The organism is Tabrizicola flagellatus (assembly GCF_008271465.1).
Lineage (GTDB): Bacteria > Pseudomonadota > Alphaproteobacteria > Rhodobacterales > Rhodobacteraceae > Tabrizicola > Tabrizicola flagellata.
The window spans coordinates 82,971-99,698 of record NZ_VMDU01000004.1; the positions used below are offsets into that span (position 1 = coordinate 82,971).

Consider the following 16,728-nt stretch of genomic DNA (forward strand, 5'->3'; position numbering starts at 1 on the left):
CCAGGCGCACCATCGACCAAGGGGGCCAGGCTATGAAGCTGACCCTCTGGACCTACGAAGGCCCCCCGCATGTCGGCGCGATGCGTGTCGCCACGGGAATGAAGGGCGTCCACTACGTCCTGCACGCCCCGCAGGGCGACACCTACGCCGACCTCCTCTTCACGATGATCGAGCGGCGCAACCACCGCCCGCCGGTCACCTTCACCACCTTCCAGGCCTCCGATCTCGGCGCCGATACCGCCACGCTCTTCAAACGCGCGGCGCAAGGGGCCTTCGACCGCTTCCAGCCGCAGGCGATGATCGTCGGCGCCTCCTGCACGGCCGAGCTGATCCAGGACGACCCCGGCGGCCTAGCCTCGACCCTGGGCCTGCCCTGCCCGGTCGTGCCGTTGGACCTGCCCTCCTACTCCCGCAAGGAAAACTTCGGCGCGGACGAGACCTTCCTCGCCCTCACCCGCGCCCTGGCCCGGCCTTGCGACCGGACCGCCGAGGTCTCCTGCAACATCCTCGGCGCGACGGCCCTCGGCTTCCGCCACCGCGACGACGTGGCCGAGATCACCGGCATCCTCGCGCAGATGGGGATCGCGGTGAACGCGGCCGCCCCTCTCGACGCGACGCCCGAGGATCTCGCCCGCCTTCCGGCCGCGCATTTCAACGTCCTCCTCTACCCCGAAACGGGCGAGGGCGCCGCCCGCTGGCTGGAAAAGACCCACGGCCAGCCCTGGACGAAAATCATCCCGATCGGTGCCCATGCCACCCGCGAGTTCATCGCCGAGGTCGCCGCCCTCGCGGGCGTCAGCGCCAAGGTGGATGAACGGAACCTCCGCCAACCCTGGTGGTCGGCCTCGGTCGACTCCACCTACCTCACCGGCAAGCGCGTCTTCATCTTCGGCGACGCCACCCACGCCATCGCCGCCGCCCGCGTCGCCCGCGACGAGATCGGCTTCGAGGTCGTGGGCCTTGGCTGCTACAACCGCGAATTCGCCCGGGTCGTCCGCAGCGCCGCGAAGGACTACGGCCTCGAGGCGCTGATCACCGACGACTATCTCGAGGTCGAGGCCGCCATCATCGCCGCCGCACCGGAGTTGATCCTCGGCACGCAGATGGAACGCCACATCGCCAAGCGCCTCGGCATCGCCTGCGCCGTGATCTCGGCCCCGGTCCACGTCCAGGACTTCCCCGCCCGCTACTCGCCGCAGATGGGGTTCGAGGGCGCCAACGTCCTGTTCGACACCTGGATCCATCCCCTCGTCATGGGCCTCGAAGAACACCTCCTCACCATGTTCCGCGAGGATTTCGAGTTCCACGACGCCGCCGGCCCCAGCCACCATGGCGGGAAGGCCGCGCCACCGCCCGCCCCGATCCTCGAACCCACCGCCGACGCCGCCGCCCAGATGATCGAGGCCGCACAGGCCCTGGCCCAGGCGCTCCACTGGCTGCCGGATGCCGAACGCGAGCTGAAGAAGATCCCCTTCTTCGTCCGCGCCAAGGCCCGCCGCAACACCGAGAAATACGCCGCCGAGAAGGGCGTGACGCAAATCAGCATCGAAACCCTCTACGAGGCCAAGGCCCATTATGCGCGATGACCGCTACACATCGCCGGACCTGAAGAAGACCGCCCCGGCGGACCTCTACCGCTTTGTCATCGTCACCCTCGACGCCCATGCCGCAGGCCCCGCCCAGCGCGTCGCCGGACGGCTGGCGAAAGACTTTCCCGGCATCGCCATTTCCGTGCATGCCGCCGCCGAATGGGCCGAGAACCCCGCCGCCCTCGCCCGCGCCCACGCCGACATAGCGCAAGCCAACATCATCGTCGCCAACCTGATCTTCCTGGAAGAACACCTCACCCGGATCCTTCCCCAGATCCAGGCCCGCCGCGACCAGCTCGACGCCTGCGTCGGCATCATCTCCGACCCGCAGATCGTGAAACTCACGAAAATGGGCGACCTCGACATGTCGCTCCCGGCCTCGGGGGCAATGGCCTTCCTCAAGAAGCTGCGCGGCACCAAATCCCCCTCCGGCTCCTCGGGCGAAAAGCAGATGGCGATGCTGCGCCGGCTCCCGAAGATCCTCCGCTTCATCCCCGGCAAGGCCCAGGACATGCGCGCCTGGTTCCTGTCGATGCAGTACTGGCTCGGCGGGTCCGACGACAACATCGAAAGCATGGTCCGCTTCCTCGTCAGCCGCTATGCGCCCAATCGCGACTGGCGCAAGGTCAAGGCCGCCGCCCCCGTGGACTACCCCGATGTCGGCCTCTACCACCCCGACCATCCGGCCCGCGTCTTCACCGACCCCGCCCAGCTTCCGCGCCCCGATCAGCCCGTGGCCACCGTCGGCCTCCTGATGCTGCGCTCCTACATCCTCGCCTCGGACACCGCGCATTACGACGCCGTCATCCGCGCCCTCGAATCGCGTGGCCTTGCCTGCGTCCCCGCCTTCGCCTCGGGCCTCGACGGACGCCCCGCCATCGACGCCTTCATGTCGGGCGGCCGGATCGACGCCCTCGTCTCCCTCACCGGCTTCTCCCTCGTCGGCGGCCCCGCCTACAACGACAGCCCCGCCGCCATCGCCGCGCTGGAAGCCCTCGACGTGCCCTACGTCGCCGCGCATCCGCTCGAATTCCAGACACTCGGCCAATGGGCCGCCACCGACGGCGGCCTCGGCCCGGTGGAAACCACCATGCTCATCGCGTTGCCCGAGATCGACGGCGCGACCAACCCCACCGTCTTCGCCGGCCGCCACGACGCCGGCGGCTGCACCGGCTGCGCCAGGAACTGCCCCGCCCCCGCCGATGCGACCTCGCGCGTGATGGCCCCCTGCTCGGAACGGATCGAGACGCTGGCCGAAAAGGTCTTCCGCCTCGCCTCGCTCCGCCGGTCCGAGGTCGCCAAGCGCAAGGTCGCCATCGTCCTCTACGGCTTCCCGCCGAATGCCGGGGCTGTCGGCACCGCCGCCTATCTCGGCGTCTTCGAAAGCCTGCTCAACACCCTCCACGCCATGCGGGCCGAGGGCTATGACGTCGCCCCGCCCGACACGGTCGAGGCCCTCCGCGACGCCGTCCTGCACGGCAACGCCGCAGCCTTCGGCCAGCCCGCCAACGTCGCCGCGCGCATCCCCGCACGCGAGATCGTCCGCCGCAGCCGCTGGCTGGCCGAGACCGAAAAGGTCTGGGGCCCCGCCCCCGGCCGCGCGCAATCGGACGGGGCCGATGTCTTCGTCCTCGGGCGTCAGTTCGGCAATGTCTTCGTCGGCATCCAGCCCGTCTTCGGCTACGAAGGCGACCCGATGCGCCTTCTCTTCGAGAAAGGCTTCGCCCCCACCCACGCCTTCACCGCCTTCTACGACTGGATGAAACGCGATTTCGGCGCCGACGTGCTGCTCCATTTCGGCATGCATGGCGCCTTGGAATTCATGCCCGGCAAGCAGGCGGGCCTCAGCGAGAAATGCTGGCCCGACCGCCTGATCGGCAACCTGCCGAACGTCTATCTCTACGCCGCGAACAATCCGTCCGAGGCGACGCTGGCCAAGCGCCGGTCCAACGCCGTCACCGTCACCCACCTGACCCCGCCGCTCGCGCAATCCGGCCTCTACAAGGGGCTTGCGGACCTGAAAGACAGCCTCACCCGCTTCCGCGCGCTCTCGCCGGACGCCCCCGACCGCGACGACCTGAGCCTCCTCATCGCCGAACAGGCGAAGGCCGTCGACATGGACGCCTTCGACCTCGAAACCCTCTGGCTGAAACTCCTGGAAACCGAAGGCGCCCTGATCACCGACGGCCTCCACGTCCTCGGCCGCCCCTTCACCGACGCCCAGCGCGCCGAATACCTCGCGCTGATGCCCGACGACGCAGAGGCCCGCGCCCAAGCAGCCCAGCACCTCCAGACCCAAACCGAAATCCCCGCCCTCCTCCGCGCCCTCTCCGGCCGCTTCATCTCTCCGGTCCCCGGCGGAGACCTGATCCGCTCGCCGCAGATCCTGCCCACGGGCCGCAACATCCACGCCTTCGACCCGTTCCGCATGCCCACCGCCTTCGCGCTGGCCGATGGCAAGGCCCAGGCCGACCGCCTGCTCGCCACGCACCCCACCCTGCCCCGCACCGTGGCCCTCGTCCTCTGGGGTTCGGACAACATCAAGTCCGACGGCGGCCCCATCGCCCAGGCCCTTGCCCTGATCGGCGCGAAGCCCCGTTTCGACAGCTACGGCCGCCTTGCCGGGGCCGACCTGATCCCGCTGGAAGACCTCGGCCGCCCGCGGATCGACGTGGTGATGACCCTCTCCGGCATCTTCCGCGACCTTCTCCCCCTCCAGACGAGAATGCTCGCCGAAGCCGCCTACAAGGCCGCCACCGCGGACGAACCCGAACATCTCAACTTCATCCGCGCCCATGCGCTGGCCTATGCGGCCGAGATGGGCGTGGACATGGAAACCGCCGCCCTCCGCGTCTTTTCCAACGCCGAAGGCGCCTATGGGTCGAACGTCAACGTGCTGGTCGGCTCCTCTGCCTTCGGGGACGAAGACGAACTGGCCGACGCCTACCAGAACCGCAAGAGCTTTGCCTACGGCGTGAACGGCAAGGCCAAGGGCAACCCCGCGCTGTTGCAGAAGGCGCTGCGGGACGTGGACCTCGCCTACCAGAACCTCGAATCCGTGGAACTGGGCGTCACCTCGGTCGATCACTACTTCGACACGCTCGGCGGCATCGCCCGCGCCGTGAAGCGGGCGCGCGGCGGGCAGGACACGCCGGTCTATATCGGCGATCAGACGCGCGGCGGCGGCGTGGTCCGCACGCTGTCGGACCAGATCGCGCTGGAAACCCGCGCGCGCTCGCTGAACCCGAAATTCTTCGAGGGCCTCCTGCGCCACGGCGCCGAGGGCGTCCGCCAGATCGAGGCGCAGATTTCCAACACCTTCGGCTGGTCGGCCACCACCGGCACCGTCGAACCCTGGGTCTATCAGCGCCTGACCGAGACCTTCGTCACGGATGAGGCCATGCGTCGCCGACTCGCCGCGCTGAACCCCGAAGCCTCCTCGCGCATGGCCCAGCGCCTCCTGGAAGCCTCGGACCGCGCCTACTGGACACCCGATCCCGCCACGCTCGCCGCGCTGCAACAGGCCGCGGACGAGCTTGAGGATCGCCTGGAAGGGATCGCCGCCGAATGACGCAAGCGCACACCCTTCCCCAAGCCGAACCCGCCCCGGGCCCGACCCGGGGCCTCCCGCATCACCCAGAGGCCCCGGATCAAGTCCGGGGCGGGGTCTCACCCATGAAAGGGGCCACCGCATGAGCCCGCGCGACGAAATCCCGAACCTCCGTGGCCTCGACGGCGAAGGCTCGGTGCAAGTCCACCTCGACCCCGCGCTCAAGATCGAGGGCGCCAAGGTCTTCTCCGTCTATGGCAAGGGCGGGATCGGCAAGTCCACCACCTCGTCGAACCTCTCCGCCGCCTTCTCCGTCATGGGCAAGCGTGTCCTCCAGATCGGCTGCGACCCCAAGCACGATTCCACCTTCACCCTGACCGGCCGCCTGCAACCCACCGTGATCGACATCCTGAAGGAAGTCGATTTCCACGCCGAGGAACTCCGCCCCGAGGACTACATCGCCGAGGGCTGGAACGGCGTGCGTTGCGTCGAGGCCGGGGGACCGCCCGCCGGCACCGGCTGCGGCGGCTATGTCGTGGGTCAGACGGTGAAGCTGCTGAAGCAGCACCACCTGCTGGAAGACACCGACGTGGTGATCTTCGACGTGCTCGGCGACGTGGTCTGCGGCGGGTTCGCGGCCCCTCTTCAGCACGCCGACCGCGCCGTCATCGTCACCGCCAACGACTTCGACTCGATCTACGCGATGAACCGCATCATCGCCGCGGTGCAGGCCAAGTCCGGCAACTACAAGGTCCGCCTCGCCGGCTGCGTCGCCAACCGTAGCCGCGAGACCAACGAGGTCGACCGCTACTGCGAGCGCGTCGGCTTCAACCGCCTCGCCCACATGCCCGACATCGACGCCATCCGCCGCTCGCGCCTGAAGAAGAAGACGCTGTTCGAGATGGACGACGAGCCCGACATCCTGGCCGCCCGCGCCGAATACCTGCGGCTGGCCGACACGCTCTGGCGGTCCGTGGGCGGCGAGGGCTCCTCGCCAGAACCGCTGCCCGACCGCGAAATCTTCGAACTGCTGGGATTCGACTGATGTCCGACTACGGCCTCACCCGCGACCGCGTCGAAACCTATTTCGACCGCACCGCGACCCAGACTTGGGAGCGGCTGACGAGCCATGAGAAGGTCAGCCGCATCCGCGAAACCGTGCGCAAGGGCCGCGACCGGATGCGTGCCCTGATGCTGTCGCGTCTGCCGGAGGATCTGCGCGGCGCGCGGGTCCTCGATGCCGGCTGCGGCACCGGGGCGATGGCCGCCGAACTTGCCCAGCGCGGGGCGCAGGTGGTCGGCGTGGACATCTCGCCCCAGCTGATCGACATCGCCCGGCGCCGCCTGCACCCCGCGCTCGCCGACAGCGTGGACTTCCGCGCCGGGGACATGTCGGACCCTTCGCTCGGCCGCTTCGACTTCGTGATGGCGATGGACAGCCTGATCTACTACCGCGACGCCGACATCGGCCGCGTGGTGGGCAACCTCGCCACCCGCACCGCGCAGTCCATCGTCTTCACCGTCGCGCCCCGCACGCCCTTCCTGATGGCCTTCTGGACGCTGGGCAAGGTCTTCCCTCGCTCGGACCGCTCGCCCACCATGGTCCCGCACGACGCGGCCCGCCTTGCGCGGCATTGCCCCGGCACCCTGGCCAGGGTCGGTCGCATCACCTCGGGCTTCTACATCTCGGAATGTCTGGAGCATCGGTCATGATCCTGCGCCGCAAGGACATCGCGAAACTCGGGGCCCGCTGGATGCCCTTCGCGGATGCGGCCTCCGAGGACCTGCCGCTGGGCCAACTCTGGCGGCTGGCGCTGTTCCAGGTCTCGGTCGGCATGGCGCAGGTGCTGCTTCTGGGCACGCTGAACCGGGTGATGATCGTGGAAATGTCGGTGCCGGCGATGGTCGTCGCGCTGATGATCTCGATCCCGGTCCTCGTCGCCCCGTTCCGCGCCCTTCTCGGCCACCGGTCGGACACCTACCGCTCCGCGCTCGGCTGGAAGCGCATCCCCTATCTCTGGTTCGGCTCGCTCTGGCAGATGGGGGGCCTTGCCGTCATGCCCTTCGCGCTGATCGTCCTGTCGGGCGACCAGTTCAAGGGGCCCGCCTGGGCGGGCGAAGTCCTTGCGGCCCTGGCCTTCCTGATGGCGGGCCTCGGGATGCACATGGTCCAGACCGCGGGCCTTGCGCTCGCCGCCGACCGCGCGACCGAGGAGACGCGGCCCCGCGTCGTCGCCATGCTCTACATCCTCTACCTTACCGGCATGGGCATCTCGGCCCTGATCGTGGGGCTGCTCCTCAGGAACTACGAACCGCTCTGGCTGGTGCAGGTCGTGCAGGGCTGCGGCGCGGCGACGCTGATCCTCAACATCATCGCCTTCTGGAAGCAAGAGCGTGTCCGCCCCATGTCCAGGGCCGAACGCGAGGCGCCGCGGCCCTCGTTCAAGGGCGCCTGGAGGGACCTGATGCAGCAGGACGGCGCGCGCCGCCTGCTGGTCGTCGTGTTCCTCGGGACGCTCGCCTTCAACATGCAGGACGTGCTCCTCGAACCCTACGGCGGCCAGGTCCTGGGCCTGTCGGTCTCGGCCACCACCGTCCTGACCGCGATGTGGGCGCTTGGGGCGCTGTGCGGCTTTCTCTGGGCCACCCGCCGCCTTGGTCGCGGAGCCGATCCCTACCGGCAGGTGTCCATAGGCCTCCTGATCGGTATCACCGCCTTTTCGGCAGTGATCTTCGCCAGCCCGCTGGAAAGCTGGCCCCTGTTCTACGTCGGCGCCTTCACCATCGGGCTTGGCAACGGGGTCTTCGGGCTTTCCACCCTGAACGCCGCCATGGCCCGCACGCAGGGCGCGCTTGGCTCGGGCCTCATCCTCGGCGCCTGGGGATCGGCCCAGGCCACCGCCGCGGGGCTTGCCATCCTGACCGGCGGCATCCTGCGCGATGCCGTCAACCACCTTGTCGACGGGGGCCTCTTCGGCCCGGTGCACGATGTCAGCCTTGGCTACACCGTGGTCTACCACGTCGAGATCGCGCTTCTCTTCCTGACCCTCGCCGCGCTTGGACCGCTCGTCCGGATCGGCGTTCCCCAATCCAAACCGGACCAAGGCCAGCCAGGCTTGCGGCTGACCGAATTCCCAACCTGACAACGGAGGACCTCTGAATGGTTGGTGTCACTTTCTTCGGAAACTTCGACCTCGCCTCGCTGGCGATCTGGCTCTTCTGGGGCTTCTTCGCGCTGCTCATCTACTATCTCCAGACCGAGAACATGCGCGAAGGCTTCCCCTTCGAGAACGAGGACGGCACCCCCGCCTCGAACCAGGCGATCTATCCGCTGCCGAAACCCAAGACCTTCCTCCTGCCGCTGGGCAGGGGGACCGTCACCGTTCCCTCCGCGGAGAACGAGGCCGCGCATCGCCGCACCGACCTCGCACTCGTCCCCTCTGGGTCCGAGGGCTTCCCGCTGATCCCCACCGGCAACCCGATGCTCGACGGCGTCGGCCCCGCCTCCTGGGTGCCGCGCCGGGACGAGCCGGAGCTGGACGCGCACGGCCACGCCAAGCTGAAGCCGATGTCCCAGGTCGAAGACATGATCGTCAGCGCCGGGCGGGATCCGCGCGGACTGCCGGTGCAGGCGGGCGATCTGGAGGTCGTCGGCCGGGTCAAGGAGATGTGGGTGGACGTGCCGGAACAGCTGGTGCGCTACCTGGAGATCGACCTGAACTCCGGCTCCTCGCGCCTCGTGCCGATGACCATGTGCAAGATCTGGGCCGACCGGGTGCGGATCAACGCGCTGACCTCGGACCTGTTCGACGGGATCCCGGCCACCAAGAGCCTGACCTCGGTCACCAAGCTCGAAGAGGACAAGATCTCCGCCTATGTCGCCTCGGGCTGGATGTATGCCAAGGGCCGCAAGCGCGGGTTCTAGAAGCTGAGGGAAGCGGCGCGCGCCCGCGCCGCTTCGTCTTACCCCTGATGCGAAAGGGTCTGCCATGTCAGACCAGGACAAGGACTTCGACTTCGAGCCGCAACCCGGCCTTCCGAAACCCCTGCCCCCCGGAGAAGACCTTCTCTGGCAAGGCTCCCCCGATCCCGCCGCTCTGGCGCGTGAGGCGTTCAAGGCGAACTGGATCCTCGGCTACCTGCTGATCCTCGCCGTCTGGCGCGCCTCTGCCGCCTTTGCGGATGGCGGCTTCGGCCGGTCGGTCGCGGTGTTCCTGCCCTATCTGGTGCTGGCGCTGGTCGGCTATGGCCTGATCCGCCTGCTGGCCCGTGCCGTCGCGAAGGCCGCAATCTATTCCATCACCACGCACCGCGTGATCCTGCGCATCGGGGCGGCGCTCCAGGTGACCTGGACCATTCCCTTCGCGAAGATCGCCGCCGCCTCGCTGTCCGTCCGCCCGGTGACCGGTACCGGGACCATCGCGCTGGAACTGGTCGAGGGGCAGCACATCTCGTATCTCGCGCTCTGGCCGCACCTCAGGCCCGGCTTTGCCCGCAAGGTCCAGCCCGCCTTCCGCTGCATCCCCGATGCCGCGCGCGTGGCGCGGATCCTGTCCGACGCCGCCCAGACCCGCGTCAACGAACCCGTCGTCGCCTTCGCGCCGCAAGGCGCGCTGGCCGCGGAATAGGGGGTTCAGATGTCCTATCTCAAGGCCCTCTCCGACCGCCCCAGCCCCGAACGCGAGATGATCCCGCGGGCGCTCCTTTGGGCCATGCTCGCGCTTGCGCTCTCGGCGCTGGCGATCACCAGCTTTGCGGTCCTCACCGGCCGCCCTCCCGTGGGCCAGCCCGCCCCAGGCAAGATCGTCGCCGAACGCGCGCTGATCCTGGAAGGCCGCTCGGCCCAGGCCGTCACCGTCTATGCGGCCGACGGCACCCTGATTGCCGACATGGACCACGGCGGCTTCGTCACCGTCATCCAGAACGCCATCCAGCGCGCCCGCACCGTGGCGCGCGTGAAGGGAAACCCGCCGATCCGGCTGGTGCGTTACGACAACGGCCGCCTCGTGGCCGAAGACCCCGCCTCGGGGGCGTCGATCGAACTCTACGCCTTCGGGAACGACAACAAGGCCGCCGCAGAGCGGCTTCTCGACCAACCATAGGGAACGAAATCATGGCACTCTTCACCAGAACCAAGGAAACCGTGCCCTGCACGGTCGAAGTCAGCCACCGCTTCGAAAGCCTGCATGCCCACGTCCGCTTCGACAACGGCGCCGTGGTCAACCCCGGCGACGAAGTCCTCGTCCATGGCGCGCCGATCATGGCGGCCTATGGCGAGGTCATCGTCGAACGCCGCACCGCCACCATCACCCGCGCCACGGCCCTCGAACGGCTCTGGACCCGGATGACCGGCGACTTCGGCTTCATGGAGCTTTGCGAATTCTCCTTCTCAGAGGAGCTGACGGCATGAAGGACACGGCACACGACACCACGCACGGGGAACTGCACTCCGAACTGGCCGACCGCTTCGACACGACCGCGATGGCCACGGAGACGACGCTGCTCAACCCGCGCTTCTACACCACCGACTTCGACGAGATGGACAAGATCGACGTGACCCCCGTCCGCAAGGAATGGGACGCGCTGCTGGCGCAGATGAAGTCCGACCCGAACAAGGGCCATTTCAAGAAGACCGCCGACTGGGACCATGTGGACTGGGAAGGCATGGACCCCGCGCTCCGCGCCGAGTTCATCGACTTCCTCGTCTCCTCCTGCACCGCCGAGTTTTCCGGCTGTGTCCTCTACAAGGAAATGAAGCGCCGCGGCACCAACCCCGACATCTGCGAGCTGTTCAGCTACATGTCGCGCGACGAGGCGCGGCACGCCGGCTTCATCAACGACGCCCTGCGCGAGGCGGGGGTGGCGGTGAACCTGGGCTTCCTGACCAAGGCGAAGAAATACACCTACTTCCGGCCGAAGTTCATCTACTACGCCACTTACCTTTCGGAAAAGATCGGCTACGCCCGCTACATCACCATCTTCCGGCACCTCGAGGCGCACCCCGAGCACCGCTTCCACCCGATCTTCAAGTGGTTCAAGGAATGGTGCAACGACGAGTTCAGCCATGGCGAGGCCTTCGCGCTTCTCATGCGGACCGACCCGAAACTGACCCAGAGCTGGAACAACAAGCTCTGGATCAAGTTCTTCCTGGTCGCCGTCTATTCGACGATGTGGGTCCGCGACCACGCGCGGAAGGATTTCCACAAGGCGCTGGGGGTGGACATCGACTGGTACGACCAGGAAGTGTTCCGCAAGACCTCGACCATCGCGCGGCAGGTCTTTCCGATCGAGATCGACATCGACCACCCGGCCTGGATTCCGGCGCTGCGCGCCATGAACGCCGCGATGATCGACATGGAGAAGGGCAAGAAGAAGGGCGGGCTTTCGGGCCGCACCCGGCACGCCCTCGCCTCCTTGCGCGCGATGCTTGCCTTCGCGCGGCTCTACCTGATCCCGGTCAAGGCCAACACGCCGCCCGTCTCGGTGCGGCTGGAGCCGTCGTATTGACCGCACAGGATCATACCGCCGCGCAAGCGGCCGGTAGGATGCGGGATGGGCGCGTCCCGGCATCCTGTGCGGCATCCCTTCGGGGGTGCCGCACATGACCAATCCCTGGATCATCGCCCTTTCGGCCATCTTCCTCTGGTGGGCCTCGACGGGGCTGATCCTCTGGCGCGTGCGCAAGGCCGATCTGGGTGGACCGGACGACCACCTCTGGTCCGTCCTCCTCGGGCTGCCGCTCCTCGTCGGCGGGGTCGCGGGCGCGCATGCCTCGGCCGGCAGCCTGACCGTCGGGTCGGTCTACATGGGCTTTCTCTCGGCGCTGGCCTTCTGGGGCTGGATCGAGCTTGCGTTCCTGTCGGGCATCGTCACCGGCCCGCACCGCAAGCCCTGCCCGCCCGACGCGAAACTGCCTGAACGCATCTGGCGCGCCGTAGGCTCGATCCTCTGGCACGAATTCGCGCTGATTGCGGGCCTTCTGGCGCTGACCCACCTCACGCTGAACGCCCCGAACCCCTTCTCGGCGCTGACCTTCGCCACGCTGTTCTTCGCCCGGGTCCTGGCCAAGCTTAACCTCTTCCTCGGCGCGCCGCGCATCAACGTGGAATTCCTGCCGAAACCGCTCGCCCATATCGCCAGCCACTTCCGCAAGGCCCGCGCGACGGCCCTCCTGCCGCTATCCATCGCCGCGCTCGCGCTCGCCACCGGCTGGTGGGCCGCCCAGGCCGCCAACGCGACCGAGGATGCCAGCTTCATCGGCTACCTCCTCCTCTCCGTCCTCACCGCCCTTGCCCTGATCGAACACCTCTTCATGGTCGTGCCGATCCCCGACCAGAAACTCTGGCGCTGGATGCTTCCCGAAGCCCCCGCTGCCCAAGCCACGAAGCAAGACACCTGACAGGAAGCACGCCAATGGACTTCGCCACCTACTTCCAGGACCGCCTCGCCGCCCTCAAGTCCGAGGGCAACTACCGCGTCTTCGCCGACCTGGAAAAACGCTGCGGCAGCTTTCCCAGGGCCGAACGCCACCGCCCCGACGGGACCAAGGATGAAGTGACGATCTGGTGCTCGAACGACTACCTGGGCATGGGCCAGCACCCCGACGTGGTGGCCGCGATGGTCGAGGCCGTGCAGACCTGCGGCACCGGCGCGGGCGGCACCCGCAACATCTCGGGCACCAACCACCACCACGTCATGCTGGAACGCGAACTGGCCGACCTGCACGGGAAGGAGGGCGCGCTGCTGTTCACCTCGGGCTACGTTTCGAACTGGGCCGCTCTGTCCACGCTCGGCGCGCAAATCCCGAACGCGGTGATCCTGTCGGACGAAAAGAACCACGCCTCGATGATCGAAGGCGTCCGCCACTCGCGCGCCGACAAGGTGATCTGGAAGCACAATGACTGGCGCGACCTCGACCGCAAGCTTCACGCCGTCGGCGACCGCCCGAAGATCGTGGCATTCGAATCCGTCTATTCCATGGACGGCGACATCGCCCCCATCCGCGAGATCGTCGAGGTCTGCGAGGCGCACGGCGCGCTGTCCTACATCGACGAGGTCCATGCCGTCGGCATGTATGGCCCGCGCGGCGGCGGCGTGTCGGAAGAACGCGGCCTCGCCCACCGGATCGACGTGATCGAGGGCACGCTCGGCAAGGCCTTCGGCGTCGTCGGCGGCTACATCGCCGCCCGCGCCGAACTGATCGACTTCGTCCGCAGCTTTGCCAGCGGGTTCATCTTCACCACCGCGCTCCCCCCCGCCTGCGCCGCGGCCGCCGCGACCTCGATCCGCCACCTCAAGACCTCGGATCAGGAACGCGCGCGCCAGAAGGCGAACGTGGCGAAGGTCCGCGCCCAGCTCGATGCCCACGGCATCCCGCACATGCGCAACGAAAGCCACATCATCCCGGTGATGATCGGCGACCCGGTGAAGTGCCGGATGATCTCGGACATGCTGATGGCCGACTGGGGCATCTACGTCCAGCCGATCAACTACCCGACCGTCCCCAAGGGCACCGAACGGCTGCGCATCACCCCCGGTCCGCTGCATTCGGCCGAGGACATCGCGCACCTCATCGCCGCGCTTTCCTCGCTCTGGAGCCGCTGCGCCCTCGCCCACGCGGTCGCATAGGCCATCTCGCGCCGAAGTGCTCGCGCACCCCTTGCCTTCAATCAAAGGCGGAACATCTGATAATGCCGCCAATACCCCCGGAGGAACCCATGAAACTCTCGCTTACCGCCGCAGCCCTTGCCCTGGTCGCCGCCCCCGCCTTCGCGCAGGACGCCCCCACCGGCGACGCCGCGGCCGGAGAAAAGGTCTTCAACAAGTGCCAGACCTGCCACATGGTGGTGAACGAGGCCGGCGAAGTGCTGGCCGGCAAGGCTGGCAAGACCGGCCCCAACCTCTATGGCCTGCCGGGCCGCACCGCCGGCACCTACCCCGACTTCAAGTATGGCGACTCGATCGTCGCCCTGGGTGCCACGGGCTTTGCCTGGAACGAAGCGGATTTCGTGACCTATGTCGCCGATCCCGCGAAATTCCTGGAGGACAAGCTTGGCGACAAGAAGGCCAAGTCCAAGATGACGTTCAAGCTGCCGAAGGAAGAGGACGCGCGCAACGTCTGGGCCTACATCGCCTCGCTCTCGCCCGCCCCGGCCACGAACTGATCCTGCGGCCCGCCGCCTCCCGCGGCGGCGGGCCTGCCTCCTACCAGTGGCCGGTCGAGGCCATGCTGGCCCAGGGCTCGGCCGGCGGCTTAGCCGCTCCCCTCTGCAACAACTCGATCGACACGTTGTCCGGGCTGCGGACAAAGGCCATCCGCCCGTCCCGCGGCGGCCGGTTGATCAGAACGCCGTGCTTCTGCAGGTGCTCGCACATCGCATAGATGTCGTCCACCTCATAGGCCAGGTGCCCGAAGTGTCGGCTGTCCGACGGCAGGCCGGGATCGCCGTCCCAGTTGTAGGTCAGTTCGATCGGGCAGTCCTCCTGCCCCGGAGGCGCCATGAACACCAGCGTGAACCGCCCCTGCTCGCTTTCGTGGCGCCGCGTCTCCTTCAGGCCCAGAAGCCGGTAGAACGCCATCGACTTCTCCAGATCCTTCACGCGCACCATCGTGTGCAGATACCTGATCGTCATCCTTGCCTCCATCCATTCATCTAGCGGTATCACGCCCCGCACACGCAAGCTATAGTCACAACCGACTCGTCATTACGGAGCCCGCCATGCCGCTGACCCCCGAACAACAGGCCGAGATCGAGGCCGCACGCGCCACGCCCCGCCCCACGCTCCGCGCCGTCAGCCCCGGCATGGAGGCGCATCTCTACCGCGCCCATCCCGTCCTCGACCACGGCTTCATCCGCGTCATCGACTACATGGGCGACGACAGCGCCATCGTCCAGGCCGCCCGTGTCTCATATGGGGCGGGCACCAAGCACGTCCAGAACGACGAAGGCCTGATCCGCTACCTGATGCGGCACTGGCACTCCACCCCATTCGAGATGTGCGAGATCAAGCTGCATGTGAAACTGCCGGTCTTCGTCGCCCGCCAGTGGATCCGCCACCGCACCGCGAACGTCAACGAATACTCCGCCCGCTACTCGATCCTCGACCGCGAGTTCTACATCCCCGCTCCCGAACACCTGGCCGCGCAAAGCACCGTCAACAACCAGGGTCGGGGCGAGGTGCTGACCGGCGAGGAAGCCGCCCGCGTGCTGGAGATCCTGAAATCCGACGCCAACCGCGCCTATGACCATTACGAGGCGATGCTGAGCCAGGACGGCCAGCAGGGCCTCGCGCGCGAACTCGCCCGGATGAACCTGCCGGCCAACATCTACACCCAGTGGTACTGGAAGGTGGACCTGCACAACCTCTTCCACTTCCTGCGGCTGCGCGCCGACCCCCACGCCCAGTATGAGATCAGGGTCTATGCCGAGGCGATTGCGGCCTGTGTGAAGGACTGGGTGCCATTGGCCTACGGGGCGTTCGAGGACTACCGGATGGGGGGAGTGACGCTGTCGGCGAAGGCCATCGCGGTCCTGAAGCGGCGGCTGGCCGGGGAGACGGTCACGCAAGAGGCCTCGGGGATGAGCAAGGGCGAGTGGCGGGAGTTTGTGGAGGTTTGGGGTTAGACGGCAAAGAGAAGGAAAAACAATTACCCAGGGTTTTGGATGCAAATTATTACCGATGAAGCCCGTAGGGTGGGGTTCCACCCCACCCTCCCCACGCCCGATCCCAAACACCCCGCCTGGTTACAACGTCGGATGGTGGGGTGGAACCCCACCCTACGAACCCGGATCGCCGCCCGCATCGCGGTGCCACGATCAATACGGCTCCCGACCAATCGATGTGTCAACGGGCGCCCGTAGGGTGGGGTTCCACCCCACCACTTCCCACGCCCGAACCCAAACGCCCCGCCCGGTCTCACCGTCGCATGGTGGGGTGGAACCCCACCCTACAGTATCCCCGCATCAGCCCCGGCATCGCGGTGCCGTGATGAAAACGGCCAATCTTTCGGGTGTTCCGCCAACCCGTGCTTCACGGGATTGATCCAGCAATACCGGACGCAAGCCGCGAACGCCTCGTCGTCCCGGATGTGGTGCTCCCAGAACCGCCGCTGCCACACCCGCCCGTCGCCCTTCATGACCTTCGACTTGGAACGCGGCCTGCCATTTATCGTAGGGTGGGGTTCCACCCCACCACCCACAGCAACCACCCGAGACATGCCCCGGTCATCCTCGACCATGGTGGGGTGGAACCCCACCCTACCGGTCAATGCCCGCGTGAACCGTGCCTTGATCGCCCCCATTCGCACCGAATAATCGGCATCCCCCTCCGGCAATGTCCAGACCGCGTGCATGTGGTCGGGCAACACCACCCATGCGTCGATCCGGAACGGCCGCTCGGCCTTTGTCAGCCGCACCGCCACGCGCAATGCATCGACATGCTCGACCAACGTCCATGCACTGCGGTCAGCCAAATTCACGGTGAAGAACACCGATGCGCCGGGAACCCTGGGGCGGATGTAGCTGGACATGCGGCGATCATCGCCGGGGTTGGTTAATCGGGGGTTTCCGACGATGGTGCGCTGTAGCG

The 16,728-nt window shown here is 67.5% G+C and carries 16 protein-coding genes; 14 read left to right on the plus strand and 2 right to left on the minus strand.

Going from position 1 to position 16,728, the window contains the following annotated elements; genetic code table 11:
* The first annotated feature begins 32 nt into the window (after window positions 1–32).
* The 13 genes from bchB to FL625_RS08080 all read left to right on the plus strand — a co-directional run bounded on the left by bchB (window position 33) and on the right by FL625_RS08080 (window position 14,303).
* A complete protein-coding gene (gene bchB, locus FL625_RS08020; protein ID WP_149588141.1) occupies window positions 33–1,586 on the plus strand; it encodes a ferredoxin:protochlorophyllide reductase (ATP-dependent) subunit B in 1,554 nt (517 codons plus the stop codon).
* On the plus strand, window positions 1,576–5,160 hold the full coding sequence (locus FL625_RS08025; protein WP_149588142.1) for a magnesium chelatase subunit H: 3,585 nt from the start codon (window positions 1,576–1,578) through the stop codon (window positions 5,158–5,160). Before bchB ends, FL625_RS08025 begins: the two co-directional genes overlap by 11 nt.
* Before the next feature lie 121 nt (window positions 5,161–5,281).
* Window positions 5,282–6,184: a ferredoxin:protochlorophyllide reductase (ATP-dependent) iron-sulfur ATP-binding protein gene (gene bchL / locus FL625_RS08030; protein WP_149588143.1), complete on the plus strand. Its 903-nt coding sequence runs from the start codon at window positions 5,282–5,284 to the stop codon at window positions 6,182–6,184.
* Window positions 6,184–6,852 carry a magnesium protoporphyrin IX methyltransferase gene (gene bchM, locus FL625_RS08035; RefSeq protein WP_149588144.1) on the plus strand — a complete coding sequence of 223 codons (669 nt, stop codon included), beginning with the start codon at window positions 6,184–6,186 and terminating at the stop codon, window positions 6,850–6,852. The genes bchL and bchM overlap by 1 nt, the downstream gene beginning before the upstream one ends.
* Window positions 6,849–8,282 (plus strand): PucC family protein, encoded by a 1,434-nt coding sequence (locus FL625_RS08040; RefSeq protein WP_149588145.1) that lies wholly within the window; start codon window positions 6,849–6,851, stop codon window positions 8,280–8,282. Before bchM ends, FL625_RS08040 begins: the two co-directional genes overlap by 4 nt.
* Window positions 8,283–8,299: 17 nt before the next feature.
* Window positions 8,300–9,064, plus strand: a complete 765-nt coding sequence (puhA, locus tag FL625_RS08045; RefSeq protein WP_149588146.1) for a photosynthetic reaction center subunit H — start codon at window positions 8,300–8,302, stop codon at window positions 9,062–9,064.
* A 64-nt stretch (window positions 9,065–9,128) separates the two neighbouring features.
* Window positions 9,129–9,767, plus strand: coding sequence for a photosynthetic complex putative assembly protein PuhB (gene puhB, locus FL625_RS08050; RefSeq protein WP_149588147.1), 639 nt, complete (start codon window positions 9,129–9,131; stop codon window positions 9,765–9,767).
* Between the two features lie 9 nt (window positions 9,768–9,776).
* Window positions 9,777–10,241, plus strand: a complete 465-nt coding sequence (gene puhC / locus FL625_RS08055; RefSeq protein WP_149588148.1) for a photosynthetic complex assembly protein PuhC — start codon at window positions 9,777–9,779, stop codon at window positions 10,239–10,241.
* 11 nt (window positions 10,242–10,252) lie between these two features.
* The gene (locus FL625_RS08060; RefSeq protein WP_149588149.1) at window positions 10,253–10,549 is read left to right on the plus strand and encodes a hypothetical protein; all 297 of its coding nucleotides are present in this window, start codon (window positions 10,253–10,255) and stop codon (window positions 10,547–10,549) included.
* Window positions 10,546–11,646, plus strand: a complete 1,101-nt coding sequence (gene acsF, locus FL625_RS08065; RefSeq protein WP_149588150.1) for a magnesium-protoporphyrin IX monomethyl ester (oxidative) cyclase — start codon at window positions 10,546–10,548, stop codon at window positions 11,644–11,646. The genes FL625_RS08060 and acsF overlap by 4 nt, the downstream gene beginning before the upstream one ends.
* 94 nt (window positions 11,647–11,740) lie before the next feature.
* Complete coding sequence (gene puhE / locus FL625_RS08070) at window positions 11,741–12,538, plus strand: putative photosynthetic complex assembly protein PuhE (RefSeq protein ID WP_149588151.1); 798 nt, start codon at window positions 11,741–11,743, stop codon at window positions 12,536–12,538.
* A gap of 14 nt (window positions 12,539–12,552) precedes the next feature.
* Complete coding sequence (gene hemA, locus FL625_RS08075) at window positions 12,553–13,767, plus strand: 5-aminolevulinate synthase (RefSeq protein ID WP_149588152.1); 1,215 nt, start codon at window positions 12,553–12,555, stop codon at window positions 13,765–13,767.
* An 89-nt stretch (window positions 13,768–13,856) separates the two neighbouring features.
* Entirely contained in the window at window positions 13,857–14,303 is a 447-nt protein-coding gene (locus FL625_RS08080) for a c-type cytochrome (RefSeq protein WP_149588153.1), read from the plus strand.
* Between the two features lie 40 nt (window positions 14,304–14,343).
* On the opposite strand, the gene FL625_RS08085 is transcribed toward FL625_RS08080, so the two are convergent.
* A complete protein-coding gene (locus FL625_RS08085) occupies window positions 14,344–14,772 on the minus strand; it encodes a VOC family protein (protein WP_149588154.1) in 429 nt (142 codons plus the stop codon).
* Between the two features lie 86 nt (window positions 14,773–14,858).
* Between FL625_RS08085 and thyX the strand changes: the two genes are divergently transcribed.
* On the plus strand, window positions 14,859–15,764 hold the full coding sequence (gene thyX, locus FL625_RS08090; RefSeq protein ID WP_149588155.1) for an FAD-dependent thymidylate synthase: 906 nt from the start codon (window positions 14,859–14,861) through the stop codon (window positions 15,762–15,764).
* Window positions 15,765–16,087: 323 nt separating this feature from the next.
* On the opposite strand, the gene FL625_RS08095 is transcribed toward thyX, so the two are convergent.
* The gene (locus tag FL625_RS08095) at window positions 16,088–16,669 is read right to left on the minus strand and encodes an REP-associated tyrosine transposase (RefSeq protein ID WP_200833911.1); all 582 of its coding nucleotides are present in this window, start codon (window positions 16,667–16,669) and stop codon (window positions 16,088–16,090) included.
* Between the last annotated feature and the right edge of the window lie 59 nt (window positions 16,670–16,728).

Bases quoted from the DNA above. Each gene is read 5' to 3' on its own strand.
- FL625_RS08080 (WP_149588153.1), top strand. From the start codon at position 13,857: ATGAAACTCTCGCTTACCGCCGCAGCCCTTGCCCTGGTCGCCGCCCCC.
- FL625_RS08025 (WP_149588142.1), top strand. From the start codon at position 1,576: ATGCGCGATGACCGCTACACATCGCCGGACCTGAAGAAGACCGCCCCG.
- FL625_RS08095 (WP_200833911.1), bottom strand. From the start codon at position 16,669: ATGTCCAGCTACATCCGCCCCAGGGTTCCCGGCGCATCGGTGTTCTTC.
- bchB (WP_149588141.1), top strand. From the start codon at position 33: ATGAAGCTGACCCTCTGGACCTACGAAGGCCCCCCGCATGTCGGCGCG.
- hemA (WP_149588152.1), top strand. From the start codon at position 12,553: ATGGACTTCGCCACCTACTTCCAGGACCGCCTCGCCGCCCTCAAGTCC.
- puhB (WP_149588147.1), top strand. From the start codon at position 9,129: ATGTCAGACCAGGACAAGGACTTCGACTTCGAGCCGCAACCCGGCCTT.
- FL625_RS08040 (WP_149588145.1), top strand. From the start codon at position 6,849: ATGATCCTGCGCCGCAAGGACATCGCGAAACTCGGGGCCCGCTGGATG.
- acsF (WP_149588150.1), top strand. From the start codon at position 10,546: ATGAAGGACACGGCACACGACACCACGCACGGGGAACTGCACTCCGAA.
- puhE (WP_149588151.1), top strand. From the start codon at position 11,741: ATGACCAATCCCTGGATCATCGCCCTTTCGGCCATCTTCCTCTGGTGG.
- bchM (WP_149588144.1), top strand. From the start codon at position 6,184: ATGTCCGACTACGGCCTCACCCGCGACCGCGTCGAAACCTATTTCGAC.
- FL625_RS08085 (WP_149588154.1), bottom strand. From the start codon at position 14,772: ATGACGATCAGGTATCTGCACACGATGGTGCGCGTGAAGGATCTGGAG.
- thyX (WP_149588155.1), top strand. From the start codon at position 14,859: ATGCCGCTGACCCCCGAACAACAGGCCGAGATCGAGGCCGCACGCGCC.
- puhA (WP_149588146.1), top strand. From the start codon at position 8,300: ATGGTTGGTGTCACTTTCTTCGGAAACTTCGACCTCGCCTCGCTGGCG.
- puhC (WP_149588148.1), top strand. From the start codon at position 9,777: ATGTCCTATCTCAAGGCCCTCTCCGACCGCCCCAGCCCCGAACGCGAG.
- bchL (WP_149588143.1), top strand. From the start codon at position 5,282: ATGAGCCCGCGCGACGAAATCCCGAACCTCCGTGGCCTCGACGGCGAA.
- FL625_RS08060 (WP_149588149.1), top strand. From the start codon at position 10,253: ATGGCACTCTTCACCAGAACCAAGGAAACCGTGCCCTGCACGGTCGAA.